A 17,248-nucleotide genomic window follows, 5' to 3' on the forward strand; every position below is an offset into this window, starting at 1 on the left:
TCTGTCTTATTCTTCTGGGATGTTAATAATATAAGGGGGCTGGTCGCTGATTCTCAGCAGTGAGTCATTGTTCTCACGCAGCACCTTCAGCACATTACTCTGTCGGCACAGCTCAGTCAGATTGCTCGAACTGGCCAGTGCCTTATACTTAGCATCGGTCAGCACCTTCTCCAGGTCGCTGATCTCGATCACGTCTTTCTGACACTGATAGCGGAAACCCACATAGACCGTGGTCAACAGCATAATCAGCAGAATGAGCCACACATGATGACGCACGAAGACCAGCAGATGGTCGCCGCCCAGAATCTGGCGCAGCGTCAGCGTACCGGTCATATCATCATCGTCCTCGGTAGTGCTTTCTTTCAACTGCTCGTAGGCCGACGATGTTTTTTCATTTTCATCAGATGTTTCCTCGGTGGATGTCTCTTCAATGATGAGCTCCATGTCGGATAGTGTGGTTCCGTCGTTGTTAGTCATTCTGCATTATGTTATCTTTAAATTTTCTCGGCTATTCTCAATTTGGCGCTTCGGCTTCGAGGGTTGTTTTCCAGCTCCTCGGCAGAGGGTGTTGTCACTTTATTATTAATAAGGTGTAACGGACTCTTCACCCTTCCGAAGAAGTCTTGTTCCTGTCGCCCTTCGGCATTGCCGCTGCGCATCACGTTTTTCACGATTCTGTCTTCCAGCGAGTGATAGGTGATCACGCTCAGTCGGCCTCCAGGCTTCAGCATGTCGCAGGCGCCGAGCAACATCTCGCGCAGGGCATCCATCTCGTGGTTCACCTCTATGCGCAGGGCCTGAAACAGCTTGGTCATTTCCTTCTTCTCGCGCTCGCGCTGAAACAGTTTTTCGGTGACCTGCATCAGCTGTCCGGTGGTCTCTATGCGCTGCTGCTGGCGGGCCTTGGCCAGCACGGCAGCTATCTTGCGGGCGTTCTTCAGTTCTCCGTAGAGGTAGAACACGTCGGCCAGGCGCTGTTCGTCGTAGTCGTTCACCACGTCGGCAGCCGTCATGCCCGCACGCTTGTTCATACGCATGTCGAGCGGTGCATCGAAGCGGAACGAGAAACCGCGCTCTGCATCATCGAAGTGGTGCGACGACACGCCCAGGTCTGCCAGCAGACCGTCTATCTGTTCTACGCCATAATAGCGCATCCAGTTCTTGAGATATCTGAAATTGCTCCTCACGAAGGTGAATCGCTCGTCGGCCACGATGTTGTTTTCTGCATCGGCATCCTGGTCGAAACTGTACAGATGACCCTCGGCCGACAGGTGCTGCAGGATCTCACGCGAGTGACCGCCACCGCCGAACGTCACGTCCACATAGACGCCGTCAGGACGTATAGCCAACCCCTCTACGCTTTCTTTCAGCAATACAGACACATGATATGTTTCAGCCGTCTTGATCATCCTTCTTTCACCCCGCTATTCATGATTTGCTTCAGTTTCTGAGAGAACTCCTCCTGACTCAGGAATGGCTCGGAGGTCTTCTCGGTGGCCCATATCTCAATGGCATCGTTCATGCCAATGAAGCGCACCGACTGCTCGATCTCTGCCATTTGCAGATAGCGCTTAGGAATCAGAAAACGACCATTACCGTCGAGCGTCAGCACCTCGGCCTCTGAGACATATTGTCTCAACACCTGCTGACCCATGTCGTCCCACTCGCTGATTCGCTCCAGTAGCGCATCCATGCGGCGGTTCCACGTCGATTCCGGGTAAAGCACCAAGCATTTCTGATGCACATCCTTGCGCATCACCAGCACCTCATCGCCTGCTGCCTGCAGCACCTTTCGGAAGGTGGCCGGCAGAAAGACGCGTCCTTTGGCGTCGGTTTTTGCTTCTATGTTACCTAAAAATCGCATGCGAACAATAATTATAGAGTCTCGGATGCAAAAGTAATCATTTTCCTCCACAATCCCCCACATTTCCCCACAAATTTTCATCAAACAACTAAAAAAAATCATTTTTTCTTTTTTTAATACATAGCATTACACACTTGGTCATTTTTGTGCAATGTCACTAAATTATCTTAATTAATGTAAAATTGCACATTTTAAGGCAAAAATGTGCTGAAAATGAAAGTTTTTGAGTACTTTTGCATGCCGTTAAAATAAAGACACGCATGGAGAAGACCATCGATATAGACAAGGTACTGAAAGGCAAAATGGGCAGCAAAGCCCGTTGGGTGCCAAGACCTCTCGTCTGGTGGCTGAAGCACATCGTTCATGAAGACCAGATCAACACCTTCCTTTGGAGTGCACGCAATCTGCAAGGCACACCATGGCTAAAGGCTGCTATCGACTTCCTGAACGTGAAGATCGAGGTAAAAGGACTGGAGAACCTGCCCGCCAAGGACGACCCCAAGCGCTATACATTCGTGAGCAATCACCCACTGGGGGGCATCGACGGCATCGCTATCGGCTCTGTCATCGGCGAGCACTACGACGACAACTTCCGCTATCTGGTCAACGACCTGCTGATGAACCTGCCCGGCTTGGCGCCGCTGTGCATCCCCATCAACAAGACTGGCAAGCAGTCGCGCAACTTCCCCGCCATGATTGAGGCTGGTTTTCAGGCCGACACGCACATACTGATGTTTCCTGCAGGTCTCTGCTCGCGCAAGCGCAACGGCAAGATTTGCGACCTGGAGTGGAAGAAGACGTTCATTGCCAAGAGCATCGAGACCCACCGCGACGTGGTCCCCGTCTATTTCGAGGGACACAACAGCAACTTCTTCTACCGACTTTCGAACATCAGCGACCGCTACGTGAAGAAGGTGAACATTGCGATGCTCTTCCTGGCCGACGAGATGTTTAAGAACACGGGCAACACTTTTACAATCACATTTGGTAAACCCATACCCTGGGAGTCGTTCACCAACGACAAGACACCAGCAGAGTGGGCTAAAACAGTCAAAAAACAAGTTTACGAATTAGCACGATAAAGATACAAGCAAACGAAAACATGGAACAGCCGATTATTGATCCAATACCCGTCGAAGTGCTCAAGAGCGAACTCACACCTGAGCGACAGTTGCGCATGACCAACAAGAGCAACAACCTGATCTATGTTGTCACGGCACATAATGCCCCTAACGTGATGCGCGAAATAGGACGACTGCGCGAGATTGCCTTCCGCGAAGCGGGAGGTGGCACCGGCAAAGAGGTGGACATCGACGAGTTCGACACTTGCGAGAACTGTTACAAGCAACTCATCGTCTGGAACCCAGAGGCCGAGGAGATCATTGGCGGCTACCGCTATCTGGAGGGCAACAAATGGGACATAGACAGTAATGGTCAGCCCCACCTGGCCACCAGCCACATGTTCCACTTCTCGGAAAAGTTCCTCAAGGAGTATATGCCCTACACCATCGAGCTGGGCCGTTCGTTTGTAAGCCTGCCCTATCAGAGTTCGAAGATGGGAGCCAAGAGTTTGTTTGCGCTCGACAATCTGTGGGATGGACTGGGCGCCCTGACGGTCATCATGCCCAACGTGAAATATTTCTTCGGCAAGATGACCATGTATCCCTCATACATCCGTGAGGGACGCGACATGATTCTGTATTTCCTAAAGAAGCACTTCGACGACAAAGAAAAGCTTGTCATCCCGATGAAACCGCTAAAAATCGAGGCTAACGAGGAGGACATGAAACGCCTGTTCTGCGAGGATTCATTCAAAGAAGACTATAAGATACTGAACCGCGAGATTCGCAAGTTGGGCTATAACATTCCACCTTTGGTGAATGCCTACATGAGTCTCTCGCCCACCATGAAACTGTTCGGCACAGCTATCAACTATGGCTTCGGCGACGTGGAAGAGACTGGCATCCTGATTGCCATGGACGAGATACTTGAAGAGAAGCGCGTGCGCCACATCGACTCGTTCATCAAGGATCACCCCGAGGCGCTGAAGATCACGAGCGGTGCCAACAAGGTCATCTACAAGGAAAAGAACTAAATAATGATTGAGGCCAAAACGCATTCTGTTTTGGCCTCAATTGTATCCCCACATCAGCCCTTTTACAAACCAATACAGCCACTATTGTTTTGCAATAGTGCCACTTTTATCATGCAATAGTGCCACTTTTGGTCCTCATCTAGAGTCTAGAACGCATCATTCTAGACTCTAGACGCTGCCATTCTAGACCCTAGATTGACCCATTCTAGACTCTAGAAATGAACTTTCTAGCCCCTAGAACAAAAACGAAACGAAAAGTATAGGAAAACAAAAGGGGCACTAGCAGGTGCTAAAAGGGGCTGAATCAGTTGTTTATTCAGCCACAACAACAGCACCATTCATGTACCTTTTGGCTATGAAAAATCAAGTTTAAATGATAGGCAACGAGATACCACAGATCTTCTGATAGACATCGAGGGCATAGACATCGGTCATGCCACTGATGTAATCGATGACGGCCATGAGGCGAACTTCCAAGTCTTCGTGTTCAATCTCATACTGGCTCGACACACGTCCAATCAGCTGCTGAGAGTAATAGCGGTCGGGATGCTCGATAGCCTCGACCATCAGTTCCATGAGCGTGGCCATGATGCGATAACCCGACAACTCCACATCGAGCACCGGTTTACTGCGATAGATGCGACTCTTCGAGACCTCAGCACAATGGACATAGGCCTGACGCGGCACCTCAGAGATATGATTGATGAGCGAGCCTTGGAAGGTACCCTCCAAAATCTCGTCTTCGTGGGCCATAAATGTCTGGTAGCACTCGTGCTCCAGCAGTCCGATGACGCAGGCACGCAGGTACTGTATCTGCTCGTTGGGGTCGTAGAGCAGCTCCTCATCGATGCGCTGCATGATGTGTTTTTTTCCCATTTCATCGAAGAAAGAGAGCATCAGTTCCTTCGCCTCGGCGAGGTTCAGAATCTTCAACTTGTAGGCATCCTCGAGGTCCATAATCTCATAGCAGATATCGTCGGCAGCCTCCACCAGATAGACCAGCGGATAACGTGCCCAGCGCTCGACACCGTCTTCTGTCTTCAGACGGGGAATGCCCAGCATGTTGGCCACGGTGACATAGTCGTTGTGCTCGGGCGTGAAGAAACCGAACTTGTTTTTCTTGGCAGCATACGAAGGATAGGGATACTTCACGATGGAAGCCAGCGTGCTGTAGGTCATGGCAAAGCCACCCTTTCGACGCCCTTTGAAGCTATGGGTGAGCAGACGGAAGGCGTTGGCATTACCGTCAAAGCGGGTAATGTCCGACCAGAACTCTGGCGACACCTTCTCTTGCAGATAGGCACCTTTACCCTCGGTGAAGAATGTCTGGATGGCCTTCTCGCCGGAATGGCCGAAAGGCGGGTTGCCCAGGTCGTGCGCCAAACAGGCTGTGGCCACAATTTGACCGATTTCACCAACAAAAGGGCCCTTTTCTCCGCGTGCCGACAAGGCCGCAGCCACATCGTTGCCCAGCGACATGCCGACGCTGGCCACCTCGAGCGAGTGCGTCAGTCGGTTGTGCACAAAGATACTGCCAGGCAAGGGGAACACCTGGGTCTTGTTCTGCAACCGACGGAATGGAGCCGAAAAGATCAGTCGGTCGTAGTCGCGTTTAAACTCCGTACGGTCATCATGACGTTCCAGATGACGATGTTCTTGTCCGAGTCGACAATTAGAAATCAGTTTTTCCCAATTCATCTTCATGGCTACAAAAGTACAACATTTTCAGCATAAAAACACAATTTAGCAGAAAATTTATGGCTGATTCAATTGTTTTTACTAATTTTGCACCTTATATAACACACATACATGACGCGTATGAAGATTAAAGTCGTAAACAAAGGACACCAACAACTTCCGGCCTATGCCACCGCATTGAGCGCTGGCATGGACCTGCGTGCAAATATCGACGCTCCTATCGAACTGAAACCCATGGAGCGCAAGCTGATTCCCACGGGCCTGCACATCGCTCTGCCCGCCGGCTATGAGGCACAGGTGAGACCGCGCAGCGGACTGGCCTTGAAGAAGGGCATCACGGTATTGAACTCGCCCGGCACCATCGATGCCGACTATCGCGGCGAGGTGGGCGTGCTGCTCATCAACCTGTCGGCCGAGCCCTTTGTCATCAACGATGGCGAGCGCATTGCCCAAATGGTGATTGCACGTCACGAAACGGCCGAATTCATCGAGGTTGACGTGCTCGACGAGACCGAACGTGGCGAAGGTGGATATGGACATACCGGTGTGAAATGAGAAAGACTTTAGGCATACTGGCAGCTTTTCTGTGCTGTCTGGGCACCACAGCCCAGACCGACTCGCTGCGCAAGTATGATATCTACTTCCACGAAGCGATGCTGCAGCGCCAAAAGGGCCAACACGATGCGGCCTTCGACCTGCTGCAACGCAGTCTGGAACTGAACCCACAGGCTTCTGAGGCCTACTATTTCCTAGCGCAATACTACTCTGAGATCAAGGCGCCCGACAAGGCAATCGAGCACTTCAAGCATGCCACCGAACTGGAACCGGCCAACAAGACCTACATGGAGACGCTGGCACATGCCTACATCGCGAAGCAGAACTATGCCGAGGCCATCGACGTCTTGGAGCGGATGTATGCCACAGACAAGAGCCGACAGGATTTCCTGGAGATGCTGTACCGCCTGTACCTGCAGGAGAAGAACTTCGAGAAGGCCATCGATGTGCTGGACCGCATGGAGGCTATTGATGGCAAGTCGGAACGTATCTCGCTGGCTAAGAGCGGCCTGTACTTCCAGATGAGCGACCACGAGAAGGCGCTGGAGGAAATCAAGGCTTTGTCTGACCAATACCCCAACGACCTGAACTACCGCACCATCTATGCCAACACGCTGTTGGCCAACGGTGACAACGAACTGGCACACGACGTGCTGATGAAGATACTGGAGGAGGAGCCCGACCACGTCAAGGCTCAGCAGACGCTGCGTAACTACTTCATCAGCATGGAGGATGCCGAGGCGGTGGACTCACTGACACGCTGCATCCTGCTGAACCCCAAGGCTAACACCGAGGATAAGGTGATGCAGCTGCGCCAACTGATCAGCGAGAACGAACAGAGCGGCGGCGACAGCACGCAGATACTGACCCTCTTCGACTCGATGCTCAACGTGCCTCAGCCCGATGCTGACATCGCCGAGATGAAAGCGGCCTATATGGACCTGAAGCAGATGCCACGCGAAGACATCGCAAAGGCACTGGAACAGGTGCTGATGCTGGCCCCCGACCGTGCTTCGGCACGTCTGCATCTGGTGCAGTATGCCTGGGACGACGAGGACAAAGACCGCGTCATCAGCCTGTGTCAGGCAGCACGACAGTATAACCCCGAGGAGATGGCCTTCTACTACTATCAGGGCATTGCCTATTATAATAAGGGCGACACCGACCATGCGCTGGAGGCATTCCAGAACGGCATCAGCGTAATCAACGAAGAGAGCTCTACGGAGATCGTGTCAGACTTCTACGCCGTGATGGGCGACCTGCTCTTCCAGAAGATGCGCGAACGCGAGGCTTTCGCTGCCTACGACTCTTGCTTGCAGTGGAAACCCGACAACATTGGCTGTCTGAACAACTATGCCTACTACCTGAGTGTGAAGGGCACCCGACTGGACGAGGCCGAGCAGATGAGCTATAAGACCATCAAGGCCGAACCGAAGAACTCTACCTATCTGGACACCTACGCCTGGATCCTGTTCATGCAACAGCGCTATGCCGAGGCTCGCATCTACATTGACCAGGCCCTGCAGAACGATTCTGTGATTGGCGGTGTGCTGAAAGAGCATGCTGGCGACATCTACATCATGAACGGCGACACGGAGGGTGCGCTGAAAATGTGGAAAGAGGCATTGGAGCTAGACCCCAAGAACAAGATTCTTATTAGAAAAATAAAACGCAAAAAATACATCAAGCAATGAAACTATTCAACTACGCCAAAGCGGTCATCCTGGTAGCACCGCTGCTGCTGACTGCCTGTTTTTCGAAGAAGCAAGTGGTCACCCAGCCAACTCCTCAGGTCACCGAGAGCCTTGCTCAGGCCGAGATTTTGACAAAAGTAGCTGAGAACTCGCAAGCCCCACAGTTTGTCAGTTCTAAAGTGAAGTTCTCTATTGAGATAGGTCCGCAACAGGTGTCGCTGACGGGCAACCTGCGCATTAAGCGCGACGATGTCATCCGCCTGCAACTGATGGCCTTCGGCTTCGTAGAGGCTGGTCGCATCGAGTTCACCAAGGACTATGTGCTAATCATGGACCGCATCAACAAGATGTATATGCGTGCACCTTACAACTACATCGACTTCCTGCGCAACAGCGGCATGAACTACTACACGCTGCAGGCACTGTTCTACAACGAACTGTTCAAGCCCGGAGAGAAGAGCCTCAACCGCAAGAAGATGACGGGATTCCAGACCACGCTGAACGACGATGATGCCATCATCTCGCTGGAGAAAGACAGGATGAGCTACAGCTGGCTGACCAACCCCAACAGCGGTCAGATCAAGATTGCCAACATCATGTATCGCGACAGCTATAAGGGCAACTCGCAACTCACGTGGGAGTATCTGGGCTTCAAGCCTCTGGCACAGACACACTTCCCCAGCGACATGAAGATCACGCTGACAACACCCAGCAAACAGGTGAAGATGGGCATGAAGTTCAACAACCTGGAGACGAATAGCGACTGGGAGACGCGCACCACCATCAGCAATAAATACCGCGAGGTGGATGCCGAGGAGATACTGCGCCGCATCATGGCTCTATAATCAAGACACTATATAATAAGGATAACTGCGATATGAAGAAAATCTGTTTCCTGCTCATGGTACTCATGTGCTTCGGCATGTCTTCTGCCCAACAGCGAAAGACGCAGACACACCGTAAGCCTGCCACCACGCAGACTCAGGCCAAAAAGAAGAAGACAGCTGCCAAAAAGAAGACGACTACCAGGAAGGCTGCACCCAGGAAAAGCGAGAAGGAACAGCTACAGGACAGGAGAAAGAAGATTTCACAGAACATCGCAGCTCAGAAGAAACGTCAGGTGGAACTGGAGCGCAACGTGAAAAAGCGCATGCAGGACGTGCTGGTGCTGAACAATGAGATCAGCGAGAAGCGTCGCACCATCGACAGTATCAACTCTGACATCACCAACCTGAGTGCACACATCGAAGTGCTGGACTCACAACTGGTCATCCTGCACCAGGAACTGGTGGAGCGACAGGAGCGCTACGCCAAGTCGATGCGCTACATGTATCGCAACCGTAAGGTGGAGAACAAGCTGATGTTTGTGTTCAGCGCTAAGAACGTGAACCAGATGTATCGCCGCATGCGCTTCATGAAAGAGTATGCCACATACCAGAGGGCTCAGGGCGAGGCAGTGAAGCAGAAACAGGCGCAGATAGAAAACAAACAGGAGGAGCTGAGAAACACGAAGAGCGAGAAGACCACCCTGCTGAACCGTGGCGAACGCGAGAAGCAGACGCTGGAGAAACAACAGACCGAACAGAAGAAGATGGTGGCCTCGCTACAGAAGGAACAGAAGACGGTGGCTAGCATCATTGCCCAGCAACAGAAGGAGGAGGCAGAGCTGGATGCACGCATCGAACGACTGATACAGGAGGAGATAGCACGCGAGAAGGCACGCATCGAAGCCGAGAAGCGACGCCAGGAGGAACTGGCTCGCAAGAAGAAAGCCGAGGAGGAAGCACGCAAACGACGCATCGCCGAGGCAAAGGCACGCGAGGCGAAGGCACGCGAAGAGGCACGCATAGCCAGAAACGAGGCCGAGAAGAAGGCAGCACACGAACGTGCTAAGCGAGCTGAAGAGGAACGAAAGACTGCTGAGAAGGAGATTGTGGAGGCACGAAAGGCGGCACCAGAGCCTAAGCTGATGGCTGCCGATGCCGACGCGAAGCTGAGTGGCAGCTTTGCCAGCAACAAGGGTAAGCTGCCTATGCCTATCACGGGTCCTTACCAGGTGGTGCGCGGCTTCGGCTCTAACGTGGTAGATGGCATGAGCCATGTGCACCTGAGCAGTAAGGGTCTGCACCTGAAAGGTCAGCCCGGTGCGTCGGCACGCTGTGTGTTCGACGGTGAGGTGACCAAGGTGTATGCCACGGGCAAGGGCTACATCGTGATGGTGCGCCACGGCAAGTACATCTCTGTATATAGCGGTATGGCTAGCGTCAGCGTGGCGGCTGGTCAGAAGGTGAAAACCAACCAGGCATTAGGAAAGCTGGGATCCACCAATATGATGCAGTTCCAACTGCGCAACTGGACCGAGCTACTGAACCCGATGCTGTGGTTAAGAAGATAACGATACTGATTTTCTAAGTTTTTTCATGGAGGTCGATTGATAGTGGAAACACATCAATCGACCTCGTTTATGGTGATATCGAGCAGTTGTAGGTAGGTATTAAATGCCTGCGAGATCTCGTCGATACGAATGAACTCGTTGGCTGAATGAGAGCGTGATGACTGGCCAGGGCCTAACTTAAACGAGGGGAAGGACATCAGGGCCTGGTCTGAGAGTGTGGGCGAACCGAAGGGTTCCATGCCCATCTGCAGGCAGCGCTGGATGAGCGGATGCGTTTCGCTGATGTGCGACGAGTGCAAACGAAACGAGCGAGCCTTGAGTTCGCAGCGCTTCATGTGCTTCTCGAGGAAGGCAAAGACATACTCGTTCTGATAGTATTCGTTGGTACGGATGTCAACAACGAAATGCAACTGGTCAGGGATGACATTATGCTGGGTGCCACTTTCCACCTGTGTCACCGTCATCTTGGTATTGCCCAGCAGCGGACTTTCCTTCGTAAAGCGATAGTCGCGCAACCAGCACAGGTCGTCGAGGGCTTCGTAGATGGCATTCACACCTTCATTGCGGGCGGCATGACCACTCACACCATGGGCATAGCCATCGATCACCATCAGACCTTTCTCGGCAATAGCAGGTTGCATACCTGTGGGTTCGCCAACGATAGCCACGTCGATCCGGGGCAACAGGGGCAGTGCATGCTCCACACCGTTCTTGCCACTGACCTCCTCTTCGGCAGAAGCCAGATAAACCAGGTTATAGTTGCGGGGGCGCTGCGCCATCACACGGAACACCTGCAGCAGCGTCACCAGACCGCCACCGCAGTCATTGGAACCAATGCCATAGAGGCAGCCATCCTCCACGGAGGGCTGATGTGGGTCGCGCGTCCAGGTGGCCACGGGCTTCACCGTGTCGATGTGTGCATTGAGCAGCACCGTGGGGCGCGATTCATCATAATCGTCGGCCACCACCCAGAGGTTGTTGCACGAGCGGTTCACCGCCAGTCCCCACCCTTTCATCACGGCTTCAAGGTGGTTGGCAGCAGCGGTCTCATCGCGACTGACACGCGGTATGGCTATCAGTTGTTTCAACAACTCTACAGCCTCGTCTATATACTTATTCTCGTCCATATCTCATGCAAAAGTATTAAAAAGGAATGGAATAATCAAAGAATAACAAAAAAATTGTTCTAAAAGTACTATAAACGAAAGTTTTTTAGTACTTTTGCACACCTAACTACATAGGATATTAGTAACTAATAGAGATAACAAAAATGAAACAACTACTGCAGAAACTTGCAGTTGCTGCAATGCTGATGTTCGCACCAACTGCTCTACAAGCCGCTGTAAAACCAGGTTCTTTCACAACGGGCGACAAGACCTTCTTGTTGAACGGTGAGCCTTTCGTGGTGAAAGCAGCCGAAGTACACTACCCTCGCATTCCTCGTCCTTACTGGGAACACCGCATTAAGATGTGTAAAGCACTAGGCATGAATGCCGTGTGTATCTATATCTTCTGGAACATCCACGAACAGAAGGAGGGACAGTTTGACTTCACTGGCAACAACGACGTGGCTGCGTTCTGTCGTCTGGCACAGAAGAACGGCATGTACGTCATCGTGCGTCCCGGTCCCTATGTGTGTGCTGAATGGGAGATGGGCGGTCTGCCTTGGTGGTTGTTGAAGAAGAAAGATATCCGTCTGCGCGAGCGTGACCCTTATTTTATGGAGCGTGTGAAAATCTTCGAACAGAAGGTGGGTGAGCAACTGGCACCGCTGACCATCCAGAACGGCGGCCCCATTATCATGATTCAGGTGGAGAACGAGTATGGCTCGTATGGCGAGGACAAGCCTTATGTCAGTGAGATTCGCGACTGTCTGCGTGGCATCTATGGCAAGGAGCTCTCACTGTTTCAGTGCGACTGGAGTTCCAACTTCGAGAAGAACGGTCTTGACGACTTGACATGGACCATGAACTTCGGTACTGGTGCCAACATCGACCAGCAGTTCCGTCGTTTGGGTGAGTTGCGCCCCAATGCACCCAAGATGTGCTCTGAGTTCTGGAGCGGTTGGTTCGACAAGTGGGGCGCCCGCCACGAGACACGTCCTGCCAAGGATATGGTAGAAGGTATGGACGAAATGCTCTCTAAGGGCATCTCGTTCTCACTCTATATGACACACGGAGGAACTTCGTTTGGTCACTGGGCTGGTGCTAACTCGCCCGGTTTTGCGCCTGATGTCACCTCTTACGACTACGATGCGCCCATCAACGAGTATGGTCATGTCACACCTAAGTTCTGGGAACTGCGCAAGATGATGACGAAATACAACGACGGCAAGAAGATGCCCGCTGTGCCTAAGGCTCCGATGCCCATCATCACGATTCCAAAGTTTGAGCTAAAGGAGTTTGCACCTTTCATGACCGCCATGACCAAGCCCGTCAAAGGCGCACCCAAGACCTTCGAGGAGATGGACATGGGCTGGGGCACGATGATGTACTCTACACGCCTGCCCGAGATTACTTCACAGAGCGTGCTCAGCGGTGAGTTCCACGACTTCGCGCAGGTGTTTATTGACAAAAAATATATTGGTAAGATTGACCGCGTGAAGAACGAAAAGTCGCTCACTATACCTGCCGTGAAGAAAGGTGCCGAACTGATTATCATCGTCGAAGGTATGGGCCGCATCAACTTCGGCCGCGCCATCAAGGACTTCAAAGGCATTGTCGGCAACGTCACGCTGACCACTGAGACCGACGATGTAGAGATGGTGCTGACGCCGAAGCAATGGTTAAATGTGGCTATTCCCGATGACTATCAGACGGCTATCAAGGCACTTGACATGGTGAAGGGCGTCAACGACCAGGTTGCTACAGGCAAGGTGAAGGGAAGTATTCCTGCGCTCGCCTTTATACAGGGCTACGAGGGATCTAAGAAGCTCGGCGATATCATGAAGCCTGGCTACCACCGCGGCTACTTCACGCTGAAGAAGGTGGGCGACACGTTCCTGAACTTCGAGACATGGGGCAAGGGACAGGTATATGTGAACGGTCACGCTATGGGCCGCATCTGGAGCATTGGCCCTCAGCAGACGCTCTATGTACCTGGCTGCTGGTTGAAGAAGGGTAAGAACGAGATCATCGTGCTCGATGTGGTTGGTCCAAAGGAGGCCGTGGTTTGGGGACAGGCTGAGCCTGAGCTGAACAAGCTGCAGCTGGAGAAGAGCAACAAGCACAACAACATTGGCGACAAGCCCGACTTGAACAGTGCTACACCGGTGGCTACGGGTGCCTTCAAGGCTGGCAACGGCTGGCAGACCATCAACTTCGGTAAAACCGCCAAGGGCCGCTACCTCGCCATCGAATGTCTCTCTGCACAGAAGGACGGTGACCGTGTGGCCATCGCTGAGCTTTACCTGCAAGGACAAGACGGTAAGCGCATCTCTCGCGAGCCATGGAAGACGAAGTATGCCAACTCTGAGGATGAGAACGGCAACCACCTGGGCGATAAGGTCTTCGACCTGCAAGAGTCCACCTACTGGCAGACGGAGAAAGGCACCTCAGCGCCTCACCTGATCGTCATCGACCTGGGATCGGAGCAGAACGTGAAAGCGCTGGAATACCTGCCACGCGCCGAACAGGGAGCACCAGGGTCTGTAAAGAACTATAAAATATACTTATATTAATGAGAAAAAAACTGTTATGCCTTCTCTCATTAGCAACTGCTGTAGCCTCTGCTCAGCAGTTGCCCATGAGACTGTGGTACAATGAGCCCGCACGCTATTTCGAAGAGTCACTGCCCTTAGGCAACGGAAGATTGGGAGCCCTGATCTATGGCAACCCCAGTGACGACATCATCCAACTCAACGACATCACCCTCTGGAGCGGTAAACCTATCGACCGCCAGGAAGATGCCGGTGCATCGAAGTGGATACCTGAGATCCGTAAGGCTCTCTTCAACGAAGACTATCGCAAAGCCGACTCACTGCAACTGCATGTGCAAGGACATAACTCCAGCTACTATATGCCTCTGGCCACCATGCATATCGTAGATCATCAAAGAGCGGGAGCCGTCACCAACTATCACCGCTCGCTCAGTCTTGACTCTGCCGTGGCTTTTACTACTTATAATAAAGGTGGAGTGACCTATACACGCGAATACCTGACGTCGGCTCCCGACCAGCTCATCGCCATCCGTCTCAGCGCATCAAAGCCTCAACAGATCAATACCGAGATTCAGCTGACATCGCTGCTGAGCCATCAAGTGAAGGCAAAAGGCAACCAGCTGACTCTCACGGGCCATGCTACAGGCAACGAACTGGAGACCGTTCATTTCTGTGCCTTGCTGCAGGTGAACCATAAAGACGGCACGGTGGAAGCCACCGACAGCACCCTGCAACTGACAGGTGTGACTGAGGCCGTGGTTTATTTCGTCAACGCCACCAGCTTCAACGGGTTCGACAAGCACCCTGTCAAAGACGGAGCGCCCTACACCCAGGAAGCGATGGACCGCATATGGCACACCAAGAACGTCACCTTCGAGGAGGTGCGCCAGCGCCATCTGGCCGACTATCAGCAGTTTTACAACCGCCTCGCGCTGTCTCTCTCTGCCGACAAAAAGCCTCTGGCCATTCCCACCGACCTGCTGCTGAAAGGTTATCATCAAGGCAACGACGCTGCCGACCGCTATCTGGAGACCCTTTTCTTCCAGTACGGACGCTATCTGCTCATCAGTTGCTCGCGCACGCCGGCCGTCCCAGCCAACCTGCAGGGACTGTGGAACCCACATCTTCAGGCACCCTGGCGCGGCAACTACACCATCAACATCAACCTGGAGGAGAACTACTGGCCCGTCTTTGCTGCCAACCTTCAAGAGATGGCGATGCCTATCGATGGCTTTGTCAAGGCCTTAGCCGAGAATGGACGCTACACTTCCAAGAACTATTACGGCATAGAACACGGTTGGTCGGCAGGCCACAACAGTGATCTCTGGGCCATGGCTAACCCCGTGGGCGAGAAGAACGAGAAGCCCGAATGGGCCAACTGGCCACTAGGCGGTGCCTGGCTAGTGGAAACACTGTGGGAGAAATACCTCTTCACACAAGACCTGCAGTACCTCAAGACCACGGCCTACCCACTGATGAGAGGCGCTGCCGACTTCTGTAAGGACTGGCTCATCGAGAATCCTCACACCCCACAGGAGCTGATCACCGCTCCCAGCACCTCGCCCGAAAACGAATATGTCACCGACGGTGGCTATCATGGCATGACATGCTATGGCGGTACGGCCGACCTGGCTATCATTCGCGAGCTGTTCATCAACACCATCGCTGCCGGCCGTCTGTGTGGCGATGACATCACAGCGCTTGAAGAGGTGCTGCCTCGTCTGCACCCATACACCATTGGAAAGGATGGCGACCTCAACGAGTGGTACCACGACTGGCGCGACTACGACCCGCACCACCGCCACCAGAGTCACCTCATCGGTCTCTACCCCGGTCATCACATCACACCCACTGCCACACCATCGCAGCTGGGATATGCCGGAACAGCCAGCGACCTGCTGACGGCCTGCGAGCAGACCCTAATACAAAAGGGCGAAAAGACCACCGGTTGGAGCACCGGCTGGCGCATCAACCTGTGGGCACGTCTGCACAAAGGCGAGCAAGCCTTCCATATCTATCAGAAGCTGTTGGAATATGTTCCTGCCGGACCGCGCCGAAAGGGTCAGGGCGGTGGCACCTATCCCAACCTGTTTGATGCCCATCCGCCCTTCCAGATTGACGGCAACTTCGGTGGCACCGCCGGCGTTTGCGAGATGCTGCTGCAGAGCAACGTGCAGTTTGATGCAGAACCACAGACTATCATAGAACTACTTCCTGCCCTGCCCAAGACATGGTCTGAAGGCGAAGTGAAAGGCCTGCGTGCCCGTGGCGGCTACGAGATTGACGCCACATGGAAGCAAGGCAAGATTACCTCGGCCACCATCAAGGCAGACAAGGGTGGCATTATCACCATGAAATACAACGGAAAGAGCAAGACTTTCCGACTAAAACAAAAGCAAATAAAGAAACTGAATGGATAAAAAGATTGCATTATCAGACTTTGAAAAGGTTAAGCAATGGGGCACAAGCGCATCGCTCAATGATGATCTGATCCTGTTGTCGGACGTGACCAATCTGCCACAGATGACAGAGCCACGCCGTCTGAACTTCATCGTGATTGGCCTCTGCCAGAAAGGCAGTGCCCGCTATATGCTCGACACCGAAGAGAAAATCATCAATCAGGGTGACATCATCATTGTCTCCGACCGCCATGTGGTGGATCATGTCACCTCGTCGGACGACTTTGAATGCGTGGGCATGGCGCTCAGCATGAAGTTCTTCTACGAGGTGATTCGCGAGGTGAGCGACATCTCTGCCCTCTTCCTCTATTCCCGCTATCACCCCGTGATGTCGTTGTCGGAACAGGAACAGCAGATGTTCCACGATGACTTCAAGATTCTGAACAAGAAAATCACCGAGACGCAGAACCACTTCCACAAGGAACTGATGCGCACACTCATCCTGGCCATGTTCTATGACCTGAGCAACATCATCTATCGCGCCCAGTCGATCAAGGAAGACCACCAGACACGCAGCGATATCATCTTCACTCGCTTCATCCGTTTGGTAGAGGAGAACTGTCGCCAGCAGCGTCGCGTCAGCTGGTATGCGCAACAGATGAACATCACGCCTAAGTACCTCAGCCAGTCGGTGAGGAACGTCAGCGGACGCACACCCAACACGTGGATAGACAATTATGTGACACTGGAACTGCGCCTGGCGCTGAAGAACAGCACCAAGAGCATCAAGGAGATTACCCTCGACTTTAACTTTCCCAATCAGTCATTCATGGGAAAGTACTTCAAGGAGCATACGGGTATGAGTCCTAGCGACTATAGGAAGAACTGAT

At 52.7% G+C, this 17,248-nt stretch carries 14 protein-coding genes; 9 read left to right on the top strand and 5 right to left on the bottom strand.

What is annotated here, in order from left to right; all coding sequences use genetic code 11:
• Positions 1–6: 6 nt before the first annotated feature.
• Genes T496_RS0110285 through mraZ form a run of 3 tightly spaced genes read right to left on the bottom strand, consistent with a single transcriptional unit; the run spans position 7 to position 1,864 of the window.
• Positions 7–477 carry an FtsL-like putative cell division protein gene (locus tag T496_RS0110285; protein ID WP_052342181.1) on the bottom strand — a complete coding sequence of 157 codons (471 nt, stop codon included), beginning with the start codon at positions 475–477 and terminating at the stop codon, positions 7–9.
• A 17-nt stretch (positions 478–494) separates the two neighbouring features.
• The gene (rsmH, locus tag T496_RS0110290; protein ID WP_027450678.1) at positions 495–1,409 is read right to left on the bottom strand and encodes a 16S rRNA (cytosine(1402)-N(4))-methyltransferase RsmH; all 915 of its coding nucleotides are present in this window, start codon (positions 1,407–1,409) and stop codon (positions 495–497) included.
• Complete coding sequence (gene mraZ / locus T496_RS0110295) at positions 1,406–1,864, bottom strand: division/cell wall cluster transcriptional repressor MraZ (protein ID WP_027450679.1); 459 nt, start codon at positions 1,862–1,864, stop codon at positions 1,406–1,408. Before mraZ ends, rsmH begins: the two co-directional genes overlap by 4 nt.
• 260 nt (positions 1,865–2,124) lie before the next feature.
• Between mraZ and T496_RS0110300 the strand changes: the two genes are divergently transcribed.
• Positions 2,125–2,946 carry a 1-acyl-sn-glycerol-3-phosphate acyltransferase gene (locus T496_RS0110300; protein ID WP_027450680.1) on the top strand — a complete coding sequence of 274 codons (822 nt, stop codon included), beginning with the start codon at positions 2,125–2,127 and terminating at the stop codon, positions 2,944–2,946.
• A gap of 20 nt (positions 2,947–2,966) precedes the next feature.
• Positions 2,967–3,959 carry a GNAT family N-acetyltransferase gene (locus tag T496_RS0110305; protein WP_027450681.1) on the top strand — a complete coding sequence of 331 codons (993 nt, stop codon included), beginning with the start codon at positions 2,967–2,969 and terminating at the stop codon, positions 3,957–3,959.
• Positions 3,960–4,328: 369 nt separating this feature from the next.
• On the opposite strand, the gene dgt is transcribed toward T496_RS0110305, so the two are convergent.
• Positions 4,329–5,657, bottom strand: a complete 1,329-nt coding sequence (gene dgt, locus T496_RS0110310; protein ID WP_027450682.1) for a dGTP triphosphohydrolase — start codon at positions 5,655–5,657, stop codon at positions 4,329–4,331.
• Between the two features lie 120 nt (positions 5,658–5,777).
• On the opposite strand from dgt, the gene dut reads away from it, so the two are divergent.
• From dut to T496_RS0110330, 4 genes are read left to right on the top strand one after another with little or no spacing between them, the layout of a single operon-like run.
• Complete coding sequence (dut, locus tag T496_RS0110315) at positions 5,778–6,212, top strand: dUTP diphosphatase (protein WP_044108919.1); 435 nt, start codon at positions 5,778–5,780, stop codon at positions 6,210–6,212.
• Positions 6,209–7,906, top strand: a complete 1,698-nt coding sequence (locus tag T496_RS0110320) for a tetratricopeptide repeat protein (protein WP_027450684.1) — start codon at positions 6,209–6,211, stop codon at positions 7,904–7,906. Before dut ends, T496_RS0110320 begins: the two co-directional genes overlap by 4 nt.
• Positions 7,903–8,751 (top strand): DUF4292 domain-containing protein, encoded by an 849-nt coding sequence (locus T496_RS0110325; protein ID WP_027450685.1) that lies wholly within the window; start codon positions 7,903–7,905, stop codon positions 8,749–8,751. Before T496_RS0110320 ends, T496_RS0110325 begins: the two co-directional genes overlap by 4 nt.
• Before the next feature lie 32 nt (positions 8,752–8,783).
• Positions 8,784–10,301, top strand: a complete 1,518-nt coding sequence (locus tag T496_RS0110330; RefSeq protein ID WP_027450686.1) for a peptidoglycan DD-metalloendopeptidase family protein — start codon at positions 8,784–8,786, stop codon at positions 10,299–10,301.
• A gap of 53 nt (positions 10,302–10,354) precedes the next feature.
• Here T496_RS0110330 and T496_RS0110335 read toward each other — a convergent pair whose 3' ends face one another.
• Entirely contained in the window at positions 10,355–11,428 is a 1,074-nt protein-coding gene (locus T496_RS0110335; RefSeq protein WP_027450687.1) for a M20 family metallo-hydrolase, read from the bottom strand.
• A 143-nt stretch (positions 11,429–11,571) separates the two neighbouring features.
• On the opposite strand from T496_RS0110335, the gene T496_RS0110340 reads away from it, so the two are divergent.
• Genes T496_RS0110340 through T496_RS0110350 form a run of 3 tightly spaced genes read left to right on the top strand, consistent with a single transcriptional unit; the run spans position 11,572 to position 17,247 of the window.
• The gene (locus tag T496_RS0110340; protein WP_027450688.1) at positions 11,572–13,980 is read left to right on the top strand and encodes a beta-galactosidase; all 2,409 of its coding nucleotides are present in this window, start codon (positions 11,572–11,574) and stop codon (positions 13,978–13,980) included.
• Complete coding sequence (locus tag T496_RS0110345; RefSeq protein WP_027450689.1) at positions 13,980–16,379, top strand: glycoside hydrolase family 95 protein; 2,400 nt, start codon at positions 13,980–13,982, stop codon at positions 16,377–16,379. The genes T496_RS0110340 and T496_RS0110345 overlap by 1 nt, the downstream gene beginning before the upstream one ends.
• On the top strand, positions 16,372–17,247 hold the full coding sequence (locus T496_RS0110350) for a helix-turn-helix domain-containing protein (protein ID WP_027450690.1): 876 nt from the start codon (positions 16,372–16,374) through the stop codon (positions 17,245–17,247). The genes T496_RS0110345 and T496_RS0110350 overlap by 8 nt, the downstream gene beginning before the upstream one ends.
• Position 17,248: the final 1 nt, after the last annotated feature.

Source organism: Xylanibacter brevis P6B11, assembly GCF_000621825.1.
GTDB classification, from domain to species: domain Bacteria; phylum Bacteroidota; class Bacteroidia; order Bacteroidales; family Bacteroidaceae; genus Prevotella; species Prevotella brevis.